Source organism: Kitasatospora sp. SC0581 (assembly GCF_048159585.1).
Classification (GTDB): Bacteria; Actinomycetota; Actinomycetes; order Streptomycetales; family Streptomycetaceae; genus Kitasatospora.
The window spans coordinates 18,165-39,552 of sequence record NZ_JBLRWA010000017.1 but is presented as its reverse complement, the minus strand read 5'-3'; the positions used below and the strand labels follow the sequence as shown (position 1 = coordinate 39,552).

Sequence of the window (21,388 nt, the reverse complement as noted above, 5' to 3'; positions counted from 1 at the left end):
GCTAGGGTCTGCCTCTGTGGGGGGAACGGCACGGTGGGTAATCGGGGAGGCAACCCATGGTCGGCAGCGGGCCAGAGCTCGACCCGGACGACCTGCCGGACGGCCTGGTGGTCGCCGACGCGCTGGGCCGGGTGGTCTGCTTCAACCGGGCCGCGGCCCGGCTCACCGGCGTGCTCCCGCAGGCCGCGCTCGGCAGCGGGCTGGAGGACGCCCTCCCGCTGGAGGACCTGGACGGCCGCCGCTGGTGGCAGCTGACCGACCCGTACGGCGGCCTGGCCATCCGCACCGGCCAGCCGGAGCGCAACCTGCTGCTGCCCGGCGGGCGTGAGGTGCTGGTCTCCGCCCGGTACGTGCGCGGCGCCCCGGGCGGGCCGCTGGAGCGCCTGGTGATCGCGCTGCGCGGCACCGAGGCCCGGCGCCGCACCGAGCGCAGCCACGCCGAGCTGATCGCCACCGTGGCGCACGAGCTGCGCTCCCCGCTGACGAGCGTCAAGGGCTTCACGGCGACGCTGCTGGCCAAGTGGGAGCGGTTCACCGACGGGCAGAAGCGGCTGATGCTGGAGACCGTGGACGCCGACGCCGACCGGGTCACCCGGCTGATCGCCGAGCTGCTGGACATCTCCCGGATCGACGCCGGTCGGCTGGAGCTGCGCAAGCAGGTGGTGGACCTGGCGGCGGCGGTGCGCCGGCACGTCGAGCGCAAGGTCGCCACCGGCATCCCCGAGGACCGCTTCGACATCCGGATCAGCGAGCCGCTGACCGTCCTGTGGGCCGACCCGGACAAGGTCGACCAGGTGCTGGCCAACCTGCTGGAAAATGCGGTGCGGCACGGTGAGGGAACTGTCACGATCGAGGTGGCACCGGCCAAGGAGGTCGTCGAGGCGCCCGTCTGGGAGCGCAACGGCACCCCGCCCCGCATCGTGGAAGGTACGGCGGTCACCGTGAGCGACGAAGGCAGCGGCATCCCCGAGGAGGCGGTGCCGCGCGTCTTCACCCGCTTCTGGCGCGGCTCCAAGCGCGGCGGTACGGGCCTGGGCCTCTACATCGTCAAGGGCATCGTGGAGGCCCACGGCGGCTCGATTCGCGTCGACCGCGCGCCCGGCGGCGGCGCCCGGTTCCGATTTATCCTGCCCGCCGGGGTGCCCGACTTCATGCTCTGAGAAAGTGCGTGAACGCCAAGCACAGCCTGCTTCGGGATCCCGAGCAGGTCGGACGTCGTTCCCCCCGGACGGGCTTCGCGGCAGCGGTGATACACGCTGCGACTACACTCGACCTTTGGCGTTGGCCCAAAGACCTTGAGCACGGACGAGCAGGAGCACGGGAAAGATAGAGATGTCGGCACCCAACAAGTCGTACGACCCGGTCGAGGTCGAGGCCCTCAAGCCCGAGGTGGTGGAGCAGGCGCGGGACGAGGCGGTCGCCGCGTTCGCCGCCGCCGGCTCCCTGGACGAGCTGAAGCAGGCCAAGGTCGCCCACACCGGCGACCGCTCCGCGCTCTCGCTCGCCAATCGCGAGATCGGGGCCCTGCCCCCGCACGCCAAGGCGGCCGCCGGAAAGCTGATCGGTCAGGCCCGCGGGGCGGTCAACAAGGCCCTCGCCCAGCGGCAGGCCGAGCTGGAGGCGGAGCGGGACGCCCGCGTGCTGGTCGAGGAGGCGGTGGATGTCACGCTGCCGTACGACCGCGCCCCGCGCGGCGCCCGGCACCCGCTGACCACCATGGCCGAGCGCATCGAGGACACCTTCGTCGCGATGGGCTACCAGGTCGCGGAGGGCCCCGAGGTCGAGGCCGAGTGGCTCAACTTCGACGCCCTCAACCTGGGCCCGGACCACCCGGCCCGCTCGATGCAGGACACGTTCTGGGTCCAGGCCCCGGACGGCTCCGCCGACTCCGGCGTGGTGCTGCGCACCCAGACCTCCCCGGTCCAGGCCCGCACCATGCTCGACCGCGAGCCCCCGCTCTACGTGGTCTGCCCCGGCCGGGTCTACCGGACGGACGAGCTGGACGCCACCCACACCCCGGTCTTCCGCCAGGTCGAGGGCCTCGCGGTGGACGAGGGCATCACCTTCGCGGACCTCAAGGGCACCATCGAGGTGCTGGTCGAGAAGCTGATCGGCGGCGGCCTGGAGCTGCGCTGGCGCCCGTCGTACTTCCCGTTCACCGAGCCGAGCGCGGAGATCGACCTCCAGTGCTTCGTGTGCCGCGGCGAGAGCGTCGGCAACCCGGACCGCCCCTGCCGGACCTGCTCCTCCGAGGGCTGGATCGAGCTCGGCGGCTGCGGCGTGGTCAACCCGCGGGTGCTGGTCGCCTGCGGTGTCGACCCGAACCGCTACAGCGGGTTCGCCTTCGGCCTGGGCCTGGAGCGGATCCTGATGAATCGTCACAACGTCGCCGACATGCGCGACATGGTCGAGGGTGACGTCCGCTTCACCCTCCCGTTCGGGATGGAGATCTGATGCGCGTCCCGCTTTCCTGGCTGCGCGAGTACGTCGACCTGCCGGCCGGCGAGACCGGCCGTGACGTCGCGGAGCGCCTGGTCCGGGCCGGCCTGGAGGTCGAGACCGTCGAGCAGATCGGCGCGGACTTCAAGGGCCCGCTGGTGGTCGGCGAGGTGCTCTCCATCGAGGAGCTGTCCGGCTTCAAGAAGCCGATCCGGCACTGCTTCGTGAACGTCGGCGACGCCAACGGCACCGGCGACCCGCAGGAGATCGTCTGCGGTGCGACCAACTTCGCCGTCGGCGACAAGGTCGTGGTCGTGCTCCCGGGCGCCGTCCTGCCCGGCCCGTTCCCGATCGCGGCCCGCAAGACCTACGGCCACACCTCGGCCGGCATGATCTGCTCCGCCCGCGAGCTGGGCATGGGCGACGACCACAACGGCATCATCGTGCTCCCGCCGGAGTACGAGCCCGGCACCGACGCCATCGAGCTGCTCCAGCTCGTCGACGAGGTGCTCGACATCGCCGTCACCCCGGACCGCGGCTACTGCCTGTCCATGCGCGGTGTGGCCCGTGAGGCCGCCGCCGCGTACGGGCTGCCGCTGGCCGACCCGGCGCTGCTCGACGTGCCGCCGGCGAACTCCTTCGGCTACCTGGTGAAGGTCAACGACCAGACCGGCTGCGACCGCTTCGTGGCCCGTACGGTCGTCGGCGTCGACCCGAACGCCAAGTCCCCGATCTGGCTGCAGCGCCGGCTCCAGAAGTCGGGCATCCGCCCGATCTCGCTGACCGTCGACATCACCAACTACGTGATGCTGGAGGTCGGCCAGCCGCTGCACGCCTACGACAAGCAGCGCGTGGACGGCCCGATCACGGTCCGCCGGGCGGCGCAGGGCGAGACCCTGACCACCCTCGACGGGGTCGAGCGCAAGCTCTCCGCCGAGGACCTGCTGATCTGCGACAACAGCGGCCCGATCGGCCTGGCCGGCGTGATGGGCGGCGCCTCCACCGAGATCCTCGACCCGGCCGCAGGCCCGGGCACCACCGAGGTGATCATCGAGGCGGCGCACTTCGACGCGGTCGCCATCGCCCGCAGCGCCAAGCGGCACAAGCTGCCCTCCGAGGCGTCCAAGCGCTTCGAGCGCGGCGTCGACCCGGAGGCCACCCGCGCCGCCGCGCAGCGCGCCGTCGACCTGCTGGTCCTGATCGCCGGCGGCACCGCCGAGGCCGGGGTCACCGACATCGCGGCCCCGCACCCGGTGCGGACCATCACCATCGCCGCCGACCTGCCCGACCGGGTCGCCGGCACCGGGTACGGCCGCGAGACCGTCACCCGGCGCCTGCAGGAGATCGGCTGCTCGGTCTCCGGCGCCGACGTCCTGGAGGTCACCCCGCCGACCTGGCGGCCCGACCTCACGGACCCGTACGACCTCGCCGAGGAGGTCATCCGGCTGGAGGGCTACGACAACGTCCCCGCCCGGATGCCCAACGTCCCCCCGGGCAAGGGTCTGACCGAGGCCCAGCGGGTGCACCGTCGGATCGGCGTCGCGCTGGCCGCGGCCGGCTACGTCGAGGTCAACAACTACCCGTTCCTCGGCGAGCCCGCCTTCGAGGCGCTCGGCCTGGAGGCGGACGACCGGCGCCGCCGCACGGTGAAGCTGGTCAACCCGCTGAACGACGAGGAGCCGGCGCTGCGCACCACGCTGCTGCCGGGCCTGCTCGGCGCGCTGCGCCGCAACGTCGGCCGGGGCAACACCGACCTGGCGGTCTTCGAGACCGGCACGGTCTTCCTGCCCAAGGACGAGCTGAGCGTGGCCCCGCGTCCGGCGGTCGACCACCGGCCCAGCGACGAGGAGCTGGCCGCGCTGGACGCCGCGCTGCCGGACCAGCCGCGCCGGATCGCCGTCGCCCTCGCGGGCGAGCGGCTGCCGTCGGGCTGGTGGGGCAAGGGCTCCCAGGCCTCCTGGGCGGACGCCGTCGAGGCGGCCCGCACGGTGGCCCGTGCGGCCGGCGTCGAACTGACCGTCCGCCAGGGCCAGTTGGCGCCGTGGCACCCGGGCCGCTGCGCCGAGCTGCTGGTGGCCGGCACCGACCGGGTGGTCGGCCACGCCGGTGAGCTGCACCCGCGGGTGGTCAAGGCGCTCGGGCTGCCGGCCCGTACCGCCGCGATGGAGATCGACATCGACCTGCTGACGGCGGACGGCGCCGAGCGCGTCAACGGCCCGGCGGTCTCCGGCTTCCCGGTGGCCACCCAGGACGTCGCGCTGATCGTCGACACCGCCGTCCCGGCGGCCGAGGTCGAGGCCGCGCTGCGGGCCGGCGCGGGCGAACTGCTGGAGGCCATCCGGCTGTTCGACGTGTTCACCGGCGAGCAGGTCGGCGAGGGCCGGAAGTCGCTGGCGTACGCGCTGCGCTTCCGCGCGGTCGACCGCACCCTGACCGCCGACGAGGCCACCGCCGCCCGTGAGGCGGCCGTCGCCGAGGCCGTCGCCCGCACCGGCGCGGTGCTGCGCGGCGCCTGACGCGGCAGCGCCCGAGGAGGGCCCCGCCCCCGGACCACGAGTCCGGGGGCGGGGCCCTCTCCGTTTCCCCGGTGTTGTCCCGGCCGTTTCCCCGGCTCGACCGGACGGTCGCCCGGGCGTCGCGAACCGGCCGCCGGCCTTCAAGATCTCTTGAAGAGGTTCGGTCAAAACCCTTGCGGGAGCCGGGCCGAGAGCGTTTCCTTTTTCTCGTTAGGAAAGTTTCCTAACCCCACGAGGAATCGGAGCGTCCCATGCGCCCTCAGCCCCGTCGTGCCCTCCGCATCGCCCTCGCCGCCGCCCTGGTGGCCGCGCCGCTGACCCTCGCGGCCACCTCGGCGGCCCAGGCCGCCCCGTCGCCCGCCGCCGCCGTCCAGCTCAAGGGCGTCGGGCTGGACGACCCGCACAAGAAGGACATCGCCATGCAGCTGGTGTCCAGCGCGGAGAACTCGTCGCTGGACTGGAAGGCCCAGTACAAGTACATCGAGGACATCAAGGACGGCCGCGGCTACACCGCCGGCATCATCGGCTTCTGCTCCGGCACCGGTGACATGCTGGACCTGGTCCAGCACTACACCGACCTCAAGCCCGGCAACATCCTGGCCAAGTACCTGCCGGCCCTGAAGAAGGTCAACGGCAGCGAGTCGCACGCCGGGCTGGGCTCCGCGTTCGAGAAGGACTGGGCCACCGCCGCCAAGGACACCGTCTTCCAGCAGGCCCAGAACGACGAGCGCGACCGGGTGTACTTCAACCCCGCCGTCAACCAGGCCAAGAGCGACGGCCTGCGCGCGCTCGGCCAGTTCGCCTACTACGACGCCATCGTCATGCACGGCCCGGGCAACAGCTCGGACAGCTTCGGCGGCATCCGCGCCGCCGCCCTGAAGAAGGCCAAGACCCCCGCCCAGGGCGGCGACGAGGCCACCTACCTCAAGGCCTTCCTGGACGCCCGCAAGGTGGTCATGAAGAAGGAGGAGGCGCACTCCGACACCAGCCGGGTCGACACCGAGCAGCTGGTCTTCCTCAACGCCAAGAACTTCGACCTCAACCCGCCGCTGAAGTGGAAGGTCTACGGCGACAGCTACGCCATCAACAGCTGACGCCGGCACGGCGAAAGGGCCCGGCGGCTGGTTCACAGCCGCCGGGCCCCGCCGTTCGCGCGCGCCGGGGTGTCAGGCGCTCGCGGTGTAGTCGTAGAAGCCCCGGCCGGACTTGCGGCCCAGCAGGCCCGCGTCGACCATCCGGGAGAGCAGCGGGGGAGCGGCGTACAGCGGCTCCTTGTACTCGTCGTACATCGACTCGGCGATCGAGACGATGGTGTCCAGGCCGATCAGGTCGCACAGCCGCAGCGGGCCCATCGGGTGGGCGCAGCCGGCCTCCATGCCCTTGTCGATGTCGGAGGCGGTGGCCACGCCCGTCTCGAACATCCGCACCGCGGACAGCAGGTACGGCACCAGCAGCGCGTTGACCACGAAGCCGGCCCGGTCGCGGGCGCGGATCGGCTCCTTGCCGAGCACCTGGGAGGCGAAGGCCTCGACCCGCTCGGTGGTGGTCGCCGAGGTGGTCAGGGTCGGGATGACCTCGACCAGCTTCTGCACCGGCGCCGGGTTGAAGAAGTGCAGGCCGATCACCTGCTCCGGGCGGGTGGTGGCGGCGGCCAGCTTCACGATCGGGATCGAGGAGGTGTTGGAGGCGAGGATCGCGTCGCGGCGCTCGACCACCCGGTCCAGGGTCTCGAAGATCTTGACCTTGATGTCCTCGCGCTCGGCGACGGCCTCGACCACCAGGTCGCGGTCGGCGAAGTCGGAGAGCTCGACGGTGAAGGACAGCCGGGCCAGCGCCTCGTCCCGCTGCTCGGGGCTCAGCTTGCCCCGCTTGACCGCCGTCTCCAGGGAGTTGGTCAGCCGGGTGCGGCCGAACTCCAGCGCCTCACCGCTGGCCTCCGACACCAGGACGTCCAGCCCGGCCCGGGCGAAGACCTCGGCGATGCCCGACCCCATCAGACCGCAGCCGATCACTCCGACGCGCGCGATGTCACTCACTCAGTTGCCCTTCGACGGTGCTGGGGGTCGCCCAGCTTTCGGGTGGCCCAGCGAGCTGCTGGACGACGGGCCGGTGTGCCGGAATGGGTGCACCGGTCACCGCCCCGACGACGTTACTACTCCGTACCGGCCAGTAGGTCACCCCCTCCCCGGCGTAGTGCCAGGGTCGGGCTTCACCCGAACGAGTGAGGCAGCGGCCCCGGACCCGTGTGCCCGGGGCCCGCTCCGCCCGGCTGCCGACAGAATGCCGCAGACGGGGCCGGGGGCGGACGCGGACAGGGCCGGGGACGTGAAGGGAGCACAGGGTGTCGACGGGATCGCTCGCAGGACAGGTCGCCCTGATCACCGGCGCGGGCCGGGGCATCGGCCGGGAGCTCGCCATCGGCCTGGCCGCCGAGGGGATGTCCGTCGGCCTGGTCGGCCGCACCCACGAGACGCTGACCGACACGCTCAAGGAGTGCGTCAAGCGCGGCTCCCGGGGCGTCGCCGTGACCGCTGACGTCACCCGCCCCGGCTCGGTGCGCGAGGCCGTCCGGCTGGTCGAGCGCGACCTCGGGCCGATCGACCTGCTGGTCAACAACGCCGGCCTGGTCGACCGCGCCGAGGTGCCGATCTGGGAGACCGACGCGAACCAGTGGTGGCAGGTGATCGAGACCAACCTGCGCGGCCCCTACAACCTGCTGCGCTGCGTGCTCCCCGGCATGGTCGCCCGCCGGAGCGGCCGGGTGGTCAACCTCAACTCCGGCTTCGCGCTGCGCCCGGACGGCAACTACACCGCGTACGCCACGTCCAAGGGCGCGCTGCTCCAGCTCTCCGACAACATGGCGGACTCGCTCGCCCGCAACGGCGTCGTGGTCCTCGACGTCAGCCCGGGCGCGGTGGCCACCGACATGACCGCCGGGATGCCGATGTTCAAGGAGACGACGACCTGGGGCTCCATCCCGTACATGGTCGCGGTCACCGTGGACGCCGCCCGGGGCCGCTTCGACGGACTGCACGGGCGGTTCATCCACGCCGGCCGGGACGACCTGGAGGAGCTGGTCAACCGGGCGGACGCGATCCGCGCCGCGGACGCCCGTACGCTGCGGCTGCGCCCGTACAAGGACGACGATCCGATGGTCTGACCTGGGGCGTTCCCCGGGGTCCGTCAGACCGGTCCCGGCCGCTCAGGCGCAGAGCTGGCTGGCGGTCACCGGCTTGAGCCCCGCCTTGGCCAGGCCGTCCAGGACACCGGGCATCGCGTCCACCGTGCACTGGTGCCCCATGTGCAGCGCCACCACCGAGCCGCCGCGCACCGAGTTCAGCACCCGGCGCTGCAGCTCGGCGGCCGAGGGGTCGTTGTAGTCGCGCGGGTCGACGTCGAAGGACAGCACGTGCTCGTACCCGACCGCCTTGGCCTGCTCGCGCACCATCGGGGTGGCGTACTGCGCGGCGGAGGGCCGGAACCAGCGGCCGATCGAGCCGGTGAGCCGCTGCAGGCGCTCCGCGCACTGGGCGATCTCGGCGCGCGCCTGGTCCGGTGTCATGGCGGAGATGTTGAGGTGGTTCTGGGTGTGGTTGCCCAGCTCGTGGCCGCCGTCCAGGATCCGCCGGGCCATCTGCGGCTGCTGGTCGAGCCAGCTGCCGACGACCATCACGGTCAGCTTGGCGCCGCGCTGCTCGGCGATCTCCAGCAGGGCGGTGGCCAGCTTCGGGTCGCCGCTGCCGTGGACGGTGAGCGCCACGTTCTTCCCGGTGCGCGGCCCGTACGCGACCTCGACCGGGGTGCCGGGCGCGAGCGGCGGCAGCGCGGGCGGGGCCGGCGGGGCGCTGGGCTGGGCGGCGGCCGCGGCGGCGGTCGGCTCGGCGTCGGGCCGGGGCTCCGCCGGGGCGGTGGGCTCGGGGGAGGCCGGGCCCTCGCCGCCGTTCCAGGCCGGGTCGGTGGTGTGCTGCGGGTCCACCGTGCCGGGGTGCGCGGCGAGCGCCCCCGGGTCGGCCCGGCGGAGCGTGCCGGTGCCGCAGGCAGCCAGCAGCCCCCCGGTGGCGGCGAGGGCGGCGAGTCGGGCGGTGGTGCGCAGCACGCTGCGGCGGTCGGCAGTCATCGGCAGCCAGCATAGAGAGGACGGCTCGGGCGGGCGATCCGGGCCGAGCGTCCGGACCCTTCTTGACGTGCACACACTCCGTCACCGGGTGTTGCGTAAACCTGAACTCCCGCTGTTTCCACGGCGTGTCCTTGGATACGATCACCGCGCACCGCGTGAGGACGGGCGGTGGCCGAACTCTTCCGGCATGGCGCATTGGGGGCGGACAGGATGTACGAGGACAGCGCGGCGACCGGCCGGAGCACGGACACCGAGTGGGACTGGGGCAGGACCGGCGACTGGCAGCCGCCGAGCGAGCTGGACACCGGCGTCCCGCACACCGCCCGGATGTACGACTACTACCTCGGCGGCAAGGACAACTTCGAGGCCGACCGCAAGGCCGCCCAGGCCGCGATAGCCGCCTACCCCGCGCTGCCGCTGCTGGCCCGCACCAACCGGCAGTTCCTCGGCCGCGCGGTGGAGTACGTGGCCGGCCGGGGCGTGCGCCAGTTCGTCGACATCGGCACCGGCATCCCGGCGGTCGGCTCCACCAGCGAGGTCGCCCAGCGGGTCGCCCCGGACGCCCGGGTGGTGTACGTGGACAACGACCCGATCGTCGCCACCCACGCCCGCGCCCTGCTGGCCGGCCACCCCGCCGGGCACACCTCGGTGATCGAGGCCGACCTGCGCGACCCGGCCACGATCCTCGGCCACCCCGGGCTGGCCGGCGCCGTCGACCTCTCCCAGCCGGTCGCGCTGATGCTGGTCGCCGTCCTGCACTTCATCCGCGACGAGGAGGGCGCCCAGCAGATCGTCCGCACCCTGCGCGACGCGCTCGCCCCCGGCAGCGCGCTGATCCTCTCCCACGGCAGCCCCGACTTCGCCTCCCGCGAGAGCGCCGCCGAGGGCACCCGCATCTACCGCAGCGCCAGCGCCCCGCTCGTGCTGCGCCCGCGCTCCGGCGTCGAGCCCTTCTTCGGCGACTTCGACTTCGTCGGCCCCGGGCTCGTCCAGCTCCCGCTCTGGCGCCCCGTCGCGGGCCACGTGCCGACCTCCGAACTCCCCGAGGGCTGGCAGGACGTCTCGGCGTACGCCGGCGTCGCCTTCAAGCGGTAGCCGTCCGCTTGGAACGGCAGCCGTCCGCTTCGAACGGCAGCCGTTCGCGCGCCCGGTCCCGGCGCCTCCCTCCTACGCCGGGACCGGACCGTCGAAGGCTACGGAACCCCACTGACAACCCCTCACCCCCGCGGCTACCCTGCGGCGTGACCACCACCGCCCTGCCGCCGCTGCCCGCCGACGTCGCCGAACTGCTGCGGGCCGTCGACGCCCCGCCCCGCCTGGTCGCCCACCTCGCGCTGGTGCACCGGGTGGCCGAGGAGATCGCCGGGTTCTGCGCCCGGGAAGGCCTGGCCTTCGACCGCACGGCCGTCCTCTACGGCGCCGCCACCCACGACATCGGCAAGACCGTCCACCCCGAGGAGCTCTCCGCCCCCGGCTCCCGGCACGAGCCCGCCGGGCACGCCCTGCTGCTCGCCCACGGCGTCCCCGAGCACCTCGCCCGCTTCGCCCGCACCCACGCGAGCTGGGACGAGCCCGGCACCACCGTCGAGGACCTGCTGGTCGGCCTGGCCGACAAGGCCTGGAAGAACAAGCGGGTCCAGGACCTGGAGGACCTGGTCGTCGACCGCCTCGCCGCCGCCGGCGGGAAGGAGCGCTGGGAGGCCTTCCTCGCCCTGGACGACCTGCTCACCCGGATCGGCGAGGACGCCCCGCGCCGGCTCGCCGTCCAGGCCGCCCACCCGGTACGGACCGGGTGAAAACGGCGCGACAGGCCCGGCCGGCCGGTGTTAGCGTCCGCGGCATGGAACCCCTGAGCGAGAACGAGATCCGCGCGTCCTTCGTCAACTGCTCCAAGGGCGAGGCCCGCCGGCTCCACCTGCCCCGGGGTCTGGCCGAACTGCCCTGGGAGCAGCTGGACTTCCTCGGCTGGCGGGACCAGGGCGCGCCCGACCGGGCGTACCTGGTGGCGCCGTACGAGGGCGAGCCGGTCGGCGTGACGCTGCGCTCCTCGGTGATCCGGCGCAGCCTGACCAAGACCAACGTGTGCTCGCTGTGCATCACCGCGCACGCCGGGTCGGGGGTCGCGCTGCTCGCCGCCCGCCGGGCCGGGGCGGCCGGGCGCGAGGGCAACACGGTCGGCACGTACATCTGCGCCGACCTGGCCTGCTCGCTCTACGTGCGCGGGCTGAAGAAGTCCACGCTGGTCACCCGGCCCGACGAGTCGCTGCCGCTGGAGCTGCAGATCGACCGTACGGTGGGCAACCTCGGCGGCTTCCTCGCCAAGGTGCTCGCCACCGCGGACGTCGCGTAGCGGCTCCGCGCCGCTCAGTGCCCGCGCAGCTGGTCCAGGTCGCGGCGCTCCCGCTTGGTCGGCCGCCCGGCCCCGCGGTCCCGCGTCCCGGCCGCCGCGACGAACTCGCGCGGCGGCCGCGGCGGGCTGTTGTCGATCAGGCACTCCGCCGCGACGACGGCGCCGACCCGCTTGCGGATCAGCTTGCTCACCACCACGACCCGTTCGTGGCCCTCCTCGCGGAGCCGCACCTCGTCCCCGGGCTTCAGCGCCTGGGCGGGCTTGGCCCGCTCGCCGTTCACCCGGACGTGCCCGGCCCGGCAGGCGGCCGCCGCCAGCGCCCGCGTCTTGACCAGCCGGACCGACCAGATCCAGCTGTCCACCCGCACGCTTCCCTCGTGTTCAGCCATCCTGGGAGCCTACCCAAGGACGGCCTGCCCGCCCGCGGGCGGCGCCTCCTGGATCGCCCAGCCGTTCCCGTCCGGGTCGTTGAAGAACAGGAAGTTGTTCCACGCCTCGCCGTGCCCGTCCACCCGGGCCCCGGCCACGAAGTGCTGGACCGGGCTGACCTCCACACCGCGGGCCACCAGTTCGGCGTGCGCCTTCTCGATGTCCGGCACCACCAGCTGGAGTCCCTTGACCGATCCGGGCGGCGAGTCGATCACCCCCTTGCCCACCACGATGGAGCAGGCCGAACCCGGGGGCGTCAGCTGGATCACCCGGATCCCGTCCCGCAACAGGGTGTCGTGGTCGACGGTGAACCCGGCCTGCTCCTCGTAGAAGAGCTTCGAGCGGTCCACATCGGAGACCGGGACCACCACGACTTCGAGTTTCCACTCCATCGCCCTCACCTCTCTCGGCCGGGCCCTTCCAGTATCCGTCCGTAACCGCCCCCGGGACCGTCGGATAGCCTGAGAACACGATGAATCCCCAGACCACGCCCGCCGCGACCCCGCCGGACAGCTCCTTCGCCACCCCGTGGGGCGCCTTCGCGCTCACCCGCTTCCCCGAGGACCCGCGCGAGCGGCTGCGGGCCTGGGACGCCGCCGACGAGTACCTGCTGCGCCACCTCGCGGGCGAGGCCGACAGCGCGGCCGGCACCGCGACGGAGCTGGCCGGCCGGACGGTCGCCGTCCTCGGCGACCGCTGGGGCGCGCTGACCACCGCGCTCGCCGAGTACCGGCCGGTCCAGATCACCGACTCCCACCTCGGCCGGCAGGCCACCCTGGCCAACCTGGCCCGGGCCGGCGCCGCCGTCGACGAGTCCCGGCTGCTCACCACCCGTGACGCCCCGCCGGAGCGGATCGACGTGCTGCTGGTGCGCGTGCCCAAGAGCCTGGCCCTGCTGGAGGACCAGCTGCACCGGCTCGCCCCCGCCGTCCACGAGGGCACCGTGGTGATCGGCACCGGCATGGTCACCGAGATCCACACCTCCACGCTCCGGCTCTTCGAGCGGATCCTCGGCCCGACCCGCACCTCGCTGGCCGCCCGCAAGGCCCGGCTGGTCTTCTGCACCCCGGACCGGGCGCTGGACCCCGGCCCCAACCCGTGGCCGCACCGCTACGCGCTGCCGCAGGACATCGGCCCCGCCTCCGGCCGTACGGTCGTCAACCACGCGGGCACCTTCTGCGCCGACCGGCTCGACATCGGCACCCGCTTCCTCCTCGCCCACCTGCCCGTCCCCGCCCCCGGCGCCCGGGTGGTGGACCTCGGCTGCGGCAACGGCGTGGTCGGCACGGCCGCCGCGTTGGCCGGGCCCGGCGCGGAGCTGGTGTTCGTGGACGAGTCGCACCAGGCGGTGGCTTCCGCCGAGGAGACCTTCCGCGCCAACCTGGGCCCGGACGCCCCGGCCGAGTTCCTGGCCGCCGACGCCCTGGCCCGGGACGTGGTCGCCCCCGGTTCGGTGGACCTGGTGCTCAACAACCCGCCGTTCCACTCCCACCAGGCCACCACCGACGCCACCGCCTGGCGGATGTTCACCGGTGCCAAGCGGGCGCTGCGCCCCGGGGGCGAGCTCTGGGTGGTCGGCAACCGCCACCTCGGCTACCACGTCAAGCTGCGCCGCCTCTTCGGCAACTGCCAACTCGTCGCCGGGAACCCCAAGTTCGTGGTGCTGCGGGCCGTCAAGCGCTGACCCGGGCACCCCGCCCAGGCGGGGGTCCGGCACAACCTCCTTGCATGAATTTTCCGTCACGCGTATATTCATGCCAAGACTAAGGAGGAACGCCATGGCATTGCGAGTCGCCGTCGCCGGCGCGAGCGGTTACGCGGGCGGCGAGGTGCTGCGCCTGCTGCTCGGCCACCCGGAGATGGAGATCGGGGCGCTGACCGGCGGCTCGAACGCGGGCACCAGGCTGGGCCAGCTCCAGCCGCACCTCCGCCCGCTCGCCGACCGCGTCCTCGAAGCCACCACCCCCGAGGTGCTGGCCGACCACGACGTGGTGTTCCTGGCCCTGCCGCACGGTCAGTCCGCCGCCGTCGCCGAGGAGCTCGGCCCGAACGTCCTGGTGATCGACTGCGGCGCCGACTTCCGGCTCAAGGCCGCCGCCGACTGGGAGCAGTTCTACGGCACCGCGCACGCCGGCACCTGGCCCTACGGCCTGCCCGAACTCCCCGGCCACCGCGCCGCGTTGAAGGGCAGCAACCGGATCGCCGTACCCGGCTGCTACCCGACGGCCGTCTCCCTGGCGCTGTTCCCCGCCTACGCCGCGCAGCTCGCCGAGCCGGAGGCCGTGGTGGTCGCCGCCTCCGGCACCTCCGGCGCCGGCAAGGCCGCCAAGCCGCACCTGCTGGGCAGCGAGGTGATGGGCAGCGTCAGCCCGTACGGCGTCGGCGGCGTCCACCGGCACACCCCGGAGATGGCGCAGAACCTCTCCCCGGTCGCGGGCGAGCCGGTCACCGTCTCCTTCACCCCCACCCTCGTCCCGATGCCGCGCGGCATCCTCGCCACCTGCTCGGCCAAGGCCAGGCCCGGGGTGACGGCCCGGAGCCTGCGCGCCGCCTACACCGAGGCGTTCGCGGACGAGCCCTTCGTCCACCTGCTGCCCGAGGGGCAGTGGCCGCAGACCAGCAGCGTCTACGGCGCCAACACCGCCCTGGTCCAGGTCGCCCTGGACGCCGCCGCCGGGCGGATCATCGCGATCAGCGCGATCGACAACCTGGTCAAGGGCACCGCCGGCGGCGCGGTGCAGAGCATGAACATCGCCCTGGGCCTGCCCGAGGAGCTCGGCCTGCCCGTGAACGGAGTCGCACCGTGAGCAAGAGCACCAACGTCGGAGTGACCGCCGCCAAGGGCTTCCGGGCCGCCGGTGTGACTGCCGGCATCAAGGCCTCCGGCACCCCCGACCTCGCCCTGGTGGTCAACGACGGCCCCTCGCTCGCCGCGGCCGGCGTCTTCACCGCCAACCGGGTCAAGGCCGCGCCGGTGCTCTGGTCCGAGCAGGTCCTCAAGGGCGGCCAGGTCTCCGCCGTCGTCCTCAACTCCGGTGGCGCCAACGCCTGCACCGGCCCGCTCGGCTTCCAGGACACCCACGCCACCGCGGAGAAGGCCGCCGCGGAGCTGGGCCTCAACGCGGGCGAGGTCGCCGTCGCCTCCACCGGCCTGATCGGCGTCCGGCTGCCGATGGACCTCCTGCTGCCCGGCGTCGCCCTGGCCGCCGGCGCGCTCGGCGAGGACGGCGGCGAGGCCGCCGCGATCGCCATCAAGACCACCGACACCGTGCACAAGACCGCCGAGTACACCAGCCCGGCCGGCTGGACGGTCGGCGGCATGGCCAAGGGCGCGGGCATGCTCGCCCCGAGCCTCGCCACCATGCTGGTCGTCCTCACCACCGACGCCGACCTGGACAGCGCCGCCCTGGACGACGCGCTGCGCGGCGCCACCCGCACCACCTTCGACCGGATCGACTCCGACGGCTGCATGTCGACCAACGACACCGTGCTGCTGCTCGCCTCCGCCGCCTCCGGCACCGTCCCGGACCGGGCCGAGTTCGCCGAGGCCGTCCGCACGGTCAGTGCCGACCTGGCCCGCCAGCTGATCGGCGACGCCGAGGGCGCGAGCAAGGAGATCCGGATCGACGTCACCGGCGCCGCAACCGAGGACGACGCGGTCGAGGTCGCCCGGACGATCAGCCGCAACAACCTGCTCAAGTGCGCCATCCACGGCGAGGACCCCAACTGGGGCCGGGTGCTGGCCGCGATCGGCACCACCTCCGCCGCCTTCGACCCGGACGGGCTGGACGTCGCCATCAACGGCGTCTGGGTCTGCAAGTCCGGCGGCGTCGGCGAGGACCGCGACCTGGTCGACATGAAGGGCCGCGAGGTCGTCATCACCGCGAACCTCAACGCCGGTACGGCGGGCGCCACGCTGTGGACCAACGACCTGACGGCCGACTACGTCCACGAGAACAGCGCCTACTCGACCTGATCCGCGCCGCTCCACCCGAGCCCGCCTGATCCGCGACATCCCCCCGGCCCGCGGCCGGGGGGACCCCCATCGACGAGGGAAACCCGTGCAGATCGCACCCAAGGGCGAACAGGCCCGCAACAACACCGCGTTGCCCAAGGCCATGACGCTGATCGAGGCGCTGCCATGGCTGGAGCGCTTCCACGGCAAGACCGTCGTGATCAAGTTCGGCGGCAACGCCATGGTGGACGACAGCCTCAAGTCCGCCTTCGCCCAGGACGTCGTCTTCCTGCGCTACGCCGGGCTGCACCCCGTCGTGGTGCACGGCGGTGGCCCCCAGATCAGTGCCCAACTCGACCGGCTGGGCCTGGAGTCGAGCTTCACCAACGGCCTGCGGGTCACCACCCCGGAGACCATGGACGTGGTCCGGATGGTGCTGGCCGGCCAGGTGCAGCGCGAGCTGGTCGGCCTGCTCAACGAGCACGGCCCGTTCGCGGTCGGCATGACCGGCGAGGACGCCCACACCATGACGGCGGTCAAGCGCTACGCCGTGGTGGACGGCGAGCAGGTCGACATCGGCCTGGTCGGCGACATCGTCAACATCGAGGCCGGCGCCGTGAAGGCGATGATCGCCGACGGCCGCATCCCGGTCATCTCCTCGATCGCCCGCGGCACCGACGGCCACGTCTACAACATCAACGCCGACACCGCCGCCTCCGCCCTCGCGGTCGCGCTCGGCGCCGAGATGCTCGTCGTCCTCACCGACGTCGAGGGCCTCTACAAGGACTGGCCGGAATCCGACGACGTGATCAGCCAGCTCAGCGCGAGCGAGCTGGAGGAGCTGCTGCCCGAGCTGGCCAGCGGCATGCTCCCCAAGATGGAGGGCTGCCTGCGGGCCGTCCGCTCCGGCGTGGGCACCGCCCGCGTCCTGGACGGCCGGGTCCAGCACAGCCTGCTGCTGGAGATCTTCACCGACGAGGGCATCGGCACGATGGTCGTGCCGGACGACGAAACGACCGTGACCGGGGGACTGGCATGAGCGGCACGACTGGCACCGACAGCACGACCGGCGCGACTGGCGCGACTGGCGCGACTGGCGCGACTGGCGCGACGGGTACGACGGGTACGACGGGTACGACCCACAACGAGCAGCTCGCCGAGCGCTGGCAGCACGCCTTCACCGACAACTACGGCACCCCCCGCATCCCGCTGGTGCGCGGCGAGGGCAGCAAGCTCTGGGACGCCGACGGCAAGGAGTACACCGACCTGCTCGGCGGCATCGCCGTCAACGCTCTCGGCACCGCCCACCCGGCCGTCGTCGAGGCGGTGAGCCGGCAGATCGCCACCCTGGGCCACGTCTCCAACCTCTTCATGGCCGAGCCCACCATCGCGCTCGCCGAGCGGCTGCTGGAGCTGGACGGCCGTCCGGGCGGCCGGGTGTTCTTCTGCAACTCCGGCGCCGAGGCCAACGAGGCCGCCTTCAAGATCAGCCGGCGGACCGGCCGCACCCACCTGGTCGCCCTCCAGGGCGCCTTCCACGGCCGCACCATGGGCGCCCTCGCGCTCACCGGCCAGCCCGCCAAGCAGGACCCGTTCCGCCCGCTGCCCGGTGACGTCACCCACGTCCCGTTCGGCGACGTCGAGGCGCTGCGCGCGGCCGTCACCACCGAGACGGCCGCCGTCTTCCTGGAGCCCGTCCAGGGCGAGAACGGCGCGATCCCGCTGCCCGAGGGCTACCTGAAGGCGGCCCGCGAGATCACCCGGGCCACCGGCACCCTGCTGGTCCTGGACGAGATCCAGACCGGCGTCGGCCGCACCGGCCACTGGTTCGCCCACCAGGCGGACGAGGGCGTGGAGCCGGACGTGGTCACCCTGGCCAAGGCGCTCGGCGGCGGCCTGCCGATGGGCGCGGTGCTGGCCTTCGGGCCGGCCGCCGAGCTGCTCACCCCGGGCCAGCACGGCACCACCTTCGGCGGCAACCCGGTGGCCGCCGCGGCCGGGCTCGCGGTGCTGGACACCATCGAGTCCGAGGGCCTGCTGGAGCACGTCCGCAAGCTCGGCGAGCGGCTGCGGCAGGGCGTCGAGGCGCTCGGCGACCCGCTGGTCTCGCACGTGCGCGGGGCGGGCCTGCTGCTCGGCATCGTGCTCACCGAGCCGGTCTCGGCGCAGGTCCAGGCCGTCGCGCAGGAGGCGGGCTTCCTGGTCAACGCGGCCGTCCCGGACGCCGTCCGGCTGGCCCCGCCGCTGGTGCTGACCGAGCAGGAGGCGGACGCCTTCCTGGCCGCGCTGCCGGGCATCCTCCGGACGGTGCGCGAGGGCGCCCCGGCCGATGCGAATTGACCGTCGTCCGGGAGAATAATCACATGACCGCTTCCCACTCCGGCCCGTCCGCCGCAGGCCCGACGCCGCAGGTCCCGCAGACCCGCACCGCGCGCCACCGGCGGATCGTGGACCTGCTCACCCGCCAGCCCGTGCGTTCGCAGAGCCAGCTCGCCAAGCTGCTCGCCGACGACGGACTCGTGGTCACCCAGGCCACCCTCTCCCGGGACCTGGACGAGCTGGGCGCGGTCAAGATCCGCAACCGGGACGGCGCGCTGATCTACGCCGTCCCGGCCGAGGGCGGCGACCGCACGCCGCGCGCGCCGATGGGCGAGTCGGCCAGCGAGGGCCGGATGGCCCGGCTGGCCGGCGAGCTCATGGTCTCCGCGACGGCCTCCGGCAACCTGGTGGTGCTGCGCACCCCGCCGGGCGCCGCCCAGTTCCTGGCCTCGGCGATCGACCAGGCCGAGGTGTTCGAGATCATCGGCACCATCGCCGGCGACGACACCGTCCTGCTGATCAGCCGGGACCCGGCCGGCGGGCAGGCGCTCGCCGACCACCTCATGCAACTCGCCCAGGCGAAGGCGCAGTAGCACCTCGAACGCGCGAAACCCCGGCCGACGGAGACCGTCCGGCCGGGGTTTTGTGTTTCATACGGCGTCGTGCATACTTATGCCACCCACTGCACATGCATGAAGGAGCCACCGCGATGACCGCCGAGCAGTCCTCCGACGTCCGCCTCTGGGGTGCGCGCTTCGCCGACGGCCCGTCCGAGGCGCTGGCCAGGCTCTCGGCCTCGGTCCACTTCGACTGGCGCCTCGCGCCGTACGACATCGCCGGCTCCAAGGCCCACGCCCGGGTCCTGCACAAGGCCGGCCTGCTCTCCGAGGCGGAGCTGGCCGGCATGCTGGCCGGCCTGGACGAGCTGCTCGCCGACGTCGAGGCGGGCACCTTCACCGGCACCGTCGCCGACGAGGACGTGCACACCGCCCTGGAGCGCGGCCTGCTGGAGCGCCTCGGCCCCGACCTCGGCGGCAAGCTGCGGGCCGGACGCTCGCGCAACGACCAGATCGCCACTTTGTTCCGGATGTACCTGCGGGACCACGCGAAGACCATCGGCGGCCTGCTGCTCGACCTCCAGCAGGCCCTGGTCGGCCTCGCCGAGGCGCACCCGGACACCGCGATGCCCGGCCGCACCCACCTCCAGCACGCCCAGCCGGTGCTCTTCGCCCACCACGTCCTCGCGCACGTGCAGGCCCTCGGCCGGGACGCCGAGCGGCTGCGCCAGTGGGACGCCCGCACCGCCGTCTCGCCGTACGGCTCCGGCGCGCTGGCCGGCTCCTCGCTCGGCCTCGACCCGCAGGCCGTCGCCGCCGACCTCGGCTTCGAGGGCGGCTCGGTCGGCAACTCCATCGACGGCACCGCCTCGCGCGACTTCGTCGCCGAGTTCGCCTTCGTGACCGCGATGGTCGGCATCAACCTCTCCCGGATCGCGGAGGAGGTGATCATCTGGAACACCAAGGAGTTCGGCTTCATCACGCTGCACGACGCCTTCTCCACCGGCTCCTCGATCATGCCGCAGAAGAAGAACCCGGACATCGCCGAGCTCGCCCGGGGCAAGTCCGGCCGGCTGATCGGCAACCTGACCGGCCTGCTGGCCACCCTCAAGGCGCTGCCGCTCGCCTACAACCGGGACCTCCAGGAGGACAAGGAGCCGGTCTTCGACTCCTGCGACACGCTGGAGGTGCTGCTGCCCGCGTTCACCGGGATGATGGCCACCCTCACCGTGCACCGGGAGCGGCTGGAGGAGCTGGCCCCGGCCGGCTTCTCGCTCGCCACCGACATCGCCGAGTGGCTGGTCAAGCAGGGCGTGCCGTTCCGGGTCGCGCACGAGGTGGCCGGCGCCTGCGTCAAGGTCTGCGAGGCCGAGGGCATCGAGCTGTCCGACCTGACGGACGAGCAGTTCGCCGCGATCTCCGGGCACCTGACGCCCGAGGTGCGCTCGGTGCTCAGCGTCCACGGCGCCATCGCCTCCCGCGACGGGCGCGGCGGAACGGCCCCCTCGGCGGTCGCGGTCCAGCTCGCCGAGGTGAAGGCGGACCTGGCGCGGCAGCAGGAGTGGGCGCGGGGCTGATCCCGGACGGCGGGGCCGGTCCCGGACGAGGGGCCGAGCCCCCGCGACGGGGCCGATCCCCGGCGCGACGGGGGAGGGGCGCGGCGGTCCGACCGGCGCGCCCCTCCCGCGTCCGTGCCCCGGCCCGGGCGTAACCGGCCCCGCCCCGGGCCGTCATGCACGGTGTGTGCACCGCCCTCCCCTTCGCCCCCTCCGCCGAGGACGTCTACCTCGACGAGTGTCGCCGCCGCGCGGTCCGCGAGACCGTCGCCGCCCTGCCCGGCCGCTGTCCGCAGCTGATGGCCGCGCTCGCCGAGGATCCGCCGCCCACCTACCGTGAGCTCTCCGAGCGGCTCGGCATGCCGCGCGGCTCGATCGGCCCCACCCGCTCCCGCTGCCTGGCCTGCCTGCGGATGCTGCTCCACACCGAGCGCTACCCCTGAGCGCAAGCCCGTGCGACCGGGCGGAACGTGTGCGGCACGGGAGGTGACCCTCCTCACGTCCGCCCCCGCGAAGGTTGAGGGAAGCTGACACCCGGGTAGAGCGCTGGCGAACGCAGCCCTTGACGGTGGCGCGATCACTCGGATACTGAGCGTGAGCGCGCCTACCCTCCGCGCGCCGCGCACGACGACTGGGGAGGCCCCTCCACATGGGCATGAGCGTGATCATCTCGGCCGCGGAGGCCGAGGACGCGGAGCAGATCCTCAAGCTCCAGTACCTCGGCTACCAGCCCGAGGCCGAGCTGTACGGCGACTGGGCGATCGAGCCCCTGACGCAGAGCCTGGAGAGCCTGCGCGCCGAACTGTCCGAGCAGCACTTCCTGGTCGCCCGGCTGGGCGACGAGGTGGTCGGCACCGTCCGCGGCCACGTCGGTGCCGACGGCGTCGGCCGGATAGGGCGCCTGGTGGTCCATCCGCGGATGCAGCGCCACGGCCTCGGCGGCCGCCTGCTGGACGCGCTGGAGCGCCGCCTGGCCCAGGACGGCCGGGTGAGCGCCTACCGGCTGTTCACCGGCCACCGCAGCCTGGGCAACCTGCGGCTGTACGCTCGGCAGGGGTACCGTCAGACCCGGGTCGAGCAGGTCAGCACCCGGCTGAGCTTCGTCCACCTGGAGAAGGCGGCCGCCGAGCCGCTCGCCGCGACGGCCTGA

The 21,388-nt window shown here is 73.3% G+C and carries 21 protein-coding genes; 17 read left to right on the top strand and 4 right to left on the bottom strand.

Translation table 11 applies throughout. From position 1 onward, the window contains the following. The first annotated feature begins 56 nt into the window (after positions 1-56). The 4 genes from ACLWS4_RS23905 to ACLWS4_RS23890 all read left to right on the top strand — a co-directional run bounded on the left by ACLWS4_RS23905 (position 57) and on the right by ACLWS4_RS23890 (position 6,049). Positions 57-1,160, top strand: a complete 1,104-nt coding sequence (locus ACLWS4_RS23905; RefSeq protein ID WP_049649869.1) for a sensor histidine kinase — start codon at positions 57-59, stop codon at positions 1,158-1,160. 172 nt (positions 1,161-1,332) lie between these two features. Further along, entirely contained in the window at positions 1,333-2,454 is a 1,122-nt protein-coding gene (gene pheS / locus ACLWS4_RS23900) for a phenylalanine--tRNA ligase subunit alpha (protein WP_049649868.1), read from the top strand. Then, a complete protein-coding gene (pheT, locus tag ACLWS4_RS23895) occupies positions 2,454-4,955 on the top strand; it encodes a phenylalanine--tRNA ligase subunit beta (protein WP_380741460.1) in 2,502 nt (833 codons plus the stop codon). The genes pheS and pheT overlap by 1 nt, the downstream gene beginning before the upstream one ends. Positions 4,956-5,206: 251 nt before the next feature. Then, entirely contained in the window at positions 5,207-6,049 is an 843-nt protein-coding gene (locus ACLWS4_RS23890; RefSeq protein ID WP_388045007.1) for a chitosanase, read from the top strand. Between the two features lie 72 nt (positions 6,050-6,121). On the opposite strand, the gene ACLWS4_RS23885 is transcribed toward ACLWS4_RS23890, so the two are convergent. Next, positions 6,122-6,991 carry a 3-hydroxybutyryl-CoA dehydrogenase gene (locus ACLWS4_RS23885; protein ID WP_074002349.1) on the bottom strand — a complete coding sequence of 290 codons (870 nt, stop codon included), beginning with the start codon at positions 6,989-6,991 and terminating at the stop codon, positions 6,122-6,124. A gap of 305 nt (positions 6,992-7,296) precedes the next feature. Between ACLWS4_RS23885 and ACLWS4_RS23880 the strand changes: the two genes are divergently transcribed. Next, a complete protein-coding gene (locus ACLWS4_RS23880) occupies positions 7,297-8,115 on the top strand; it encodes an SDR family NAD(P)-dependent oxidoreductase (protein ID WP_074002350.1) in 819 nt (272 codons plus the stop codon). Positions 8,116-8,157: 42 nt separating this feature from the next. On the opposite strand, the gene ACLWS4_RS23875 is transcribed toward ACLWS4_RS23880, so the two are convergent. Beyond that, positions 8,158-9,072, bottom strand: coding sequence for a polysaccharide deacetylase family protein (locus ACLWS4_RS23875; RefSeq protein WP_380779388.1), 915 nt, complete (start codon positions 9,070-9,072; stop codon positions 8,158-8,160). 210 nt (positions 9,073-9,282) lie between these two features. On the opposite strand from ACLWS4_RS23875, the gene ACLWS4_RS23870 reads away from it, so the two are divergent. The 3 genes from ACLWS4_RS23870 (at position 9,283) to ACLWS4_RS23860 (ending at position 11,422) form a co-directional block, all read left to right on the top strand. Further along, positions 9,283-10,167, top strand: a complete 885-nt coding sequence (locus tag ACLWS4_RS23870) for an SAM-dependent methyltransferase (RefSeq protein ID WP_079272094.1) — start codon at positions 9,283-9,285, stop codon at positions 10,165-10,167. A 146-nt stretch (positions 10,168-10,313) separates the two neighbouring features. Beyond that, positions 10,314-10,868, top strand: coding sequence for a phosphohydrolase (locus ACLWS4_RS23865; RefSeq protein WP_387831179.1), 555 nt, complete (start codon positions 10,314-10,316; stop codon positions 10,866-10,868). Positions 10,869-10,912: 44 nt separating this feature from the next. Next, positions 10,913-11,422, top strand: coding sequence for an FBP domain-containing protein (locus ACLWS4_RS23860; protein ID WP_049652075.1), 510 nt, complete (start codon positions 10,913-10,915; stop codon positions 11,420-11,422). A gap of 14 nt (positions 11,423-11,436) precedes the next feature. On the opposite strand, the gene ACLWS4_RS23855 is transcribed toward ACLWS4_RS23860, so the two are convergent. Both ACLWS4_RS23855 and ACLWS4_RS23850 read right to left on the bottom strand, forming a co-directional pair. Then, positions 11,437-11,811 carry an RNA-binding S4 domain-containing protein gene (locus ACLWS4_RS23855; protein ID WP_416875189.1) on the bottom strand — a complete coding sequence of 125 codons (375 nt, stop codon included), beginning with the start codon at positions 11,809-11,811 and terminating at the stop codon, positions 11,437-11,439. A 9-nt stretch (positions 11,812-11,820) separates the two neighbouring features. Then, entirely contained in the window at positions 11,821-12,243 is a 423-nt protein-coding gene (locus ACLWS4_RS23850) for a VOC family protein (RefSeq protein ID WP_117487181.1), read from the bottom strand. Between the two features lie 80 nt (positions 12,244-12,323). Here ACLWS4_RS23850 and ACLWS4_RS23845 point away from each other — a divergent pair, with 80 nt between their 5' ends. The 9 genes from ACLWS4_RS23845 (at position 12,324) to ACLWS4_RS23805 (ending at position 21,388) form a co-directional block, all read left to right on the top strand. Next, entirely contained in the window at positions 12,324-13,535 is a 1,212-nt protein-coding gene (locus ACLWS4_RS23845; RefSeq protein WP_416875188.1) for a methyltransferase, read from the top strand. 94 nt (positions 13,536-13,629) lie between these two features. Next, on the top strand, positions 13,630-14,658 hold the full coding sequence (argC, locus tag ACLWS4_RS23840; RefSeq protein ID WP_380741456.1) for an N-acetyl-gamma-glutamyl-phosphate reductase: 1,029 nt from the start codon (positions 13,630-13,632) through the stop codon (positions 14,656-14,658). Beyond that, entirely contained in the window at positions 14,655-15,827 is a 1,173-nt protein-coding gene (gene argJ / locus ACLWS4_RS23835) for a bifunctional glutamate N-acetyltransferase/amino-acid acetyltransferase ArgJ (protein ID WP_117487178.1), read from the top strand. The genes argC and argJ overlap by 4 nt, the downstream gene beginning before the upstream one ends. A gap of 142 nt (positions 15,828-15,969) precedes the next feature. After that, positions 15,970-16,845, top strand: a complete 876-nt coding sequence (gene argB / locus ACLWS4_RS23830; RefSeq protein WP_049652078.1) for an acetylglutamate kinase — start codon at positions 15,970-15,972, stop codon at positions 16,843-16,845. After that, positions 16,842-18,146, top strand: coding sequence for an acetylornithine transaminase (locus tag ACLWS4_RS23825; protein WP_416875187.1), 1,305 nt, complete (start codon positions 16,842-16,844; stop codon positions 18,144-18,146). Before argB ends, ACLWS4_RS23825 begins: the two co-directional genes overlap by 4 nt. Before the next feature lie 23 nt (positions 18,147-18,169). Continuing rightward, positions 18,170-18,718 carry an arginine repressor gene (locus tag ACLWS4_RS23820; protein ID WP_049652068.1) on the top strand — a complete coding sequence of 183 codons (549 nt, stop codon included), beginning with the start codon at positions 18,170-18,172 and terminating at the stop codon, positions 18,716-18,718. Between the two features lie 116 nt (positions 18,719-18,834). Next, positions 18,835-20,259 (top strand): argininosuccinate lyase, encoded by a 1,425-nt coding sequence (gene argH, locus ACLWS4_RS23815; protein ID WP_416875186.1) that lies wholly within the window; start codon positions 18,835-18,837, stop codon positions 20,257-20,259. 164 nt (positions 20,260-20,423) lie between these two features. Further along, on the top strand, positions 20,424-20,681 hold the full coding sequence (locus ACLWS4_RS23810) for a sigma-70 family RNA polymerase sigma factor (protein ID WP_053112078.1): 258 nt from the start codon (positions 20,424-20,426) through the stop codon (positions 20,679-20,681). Between the two features lie 206 nt (positions 20,682-20,887). Continuing rightward, positions 20,888-21,388 (top strand): GNAT family N-acetyltransferase, encoded by a 501-nt coding sequence (locus ACLWS4_RS23805; protein ID WP_049652066.1) that lies wholly within the window; start codon positions 20,888-20,890, stop codon positions 21,386-21,388.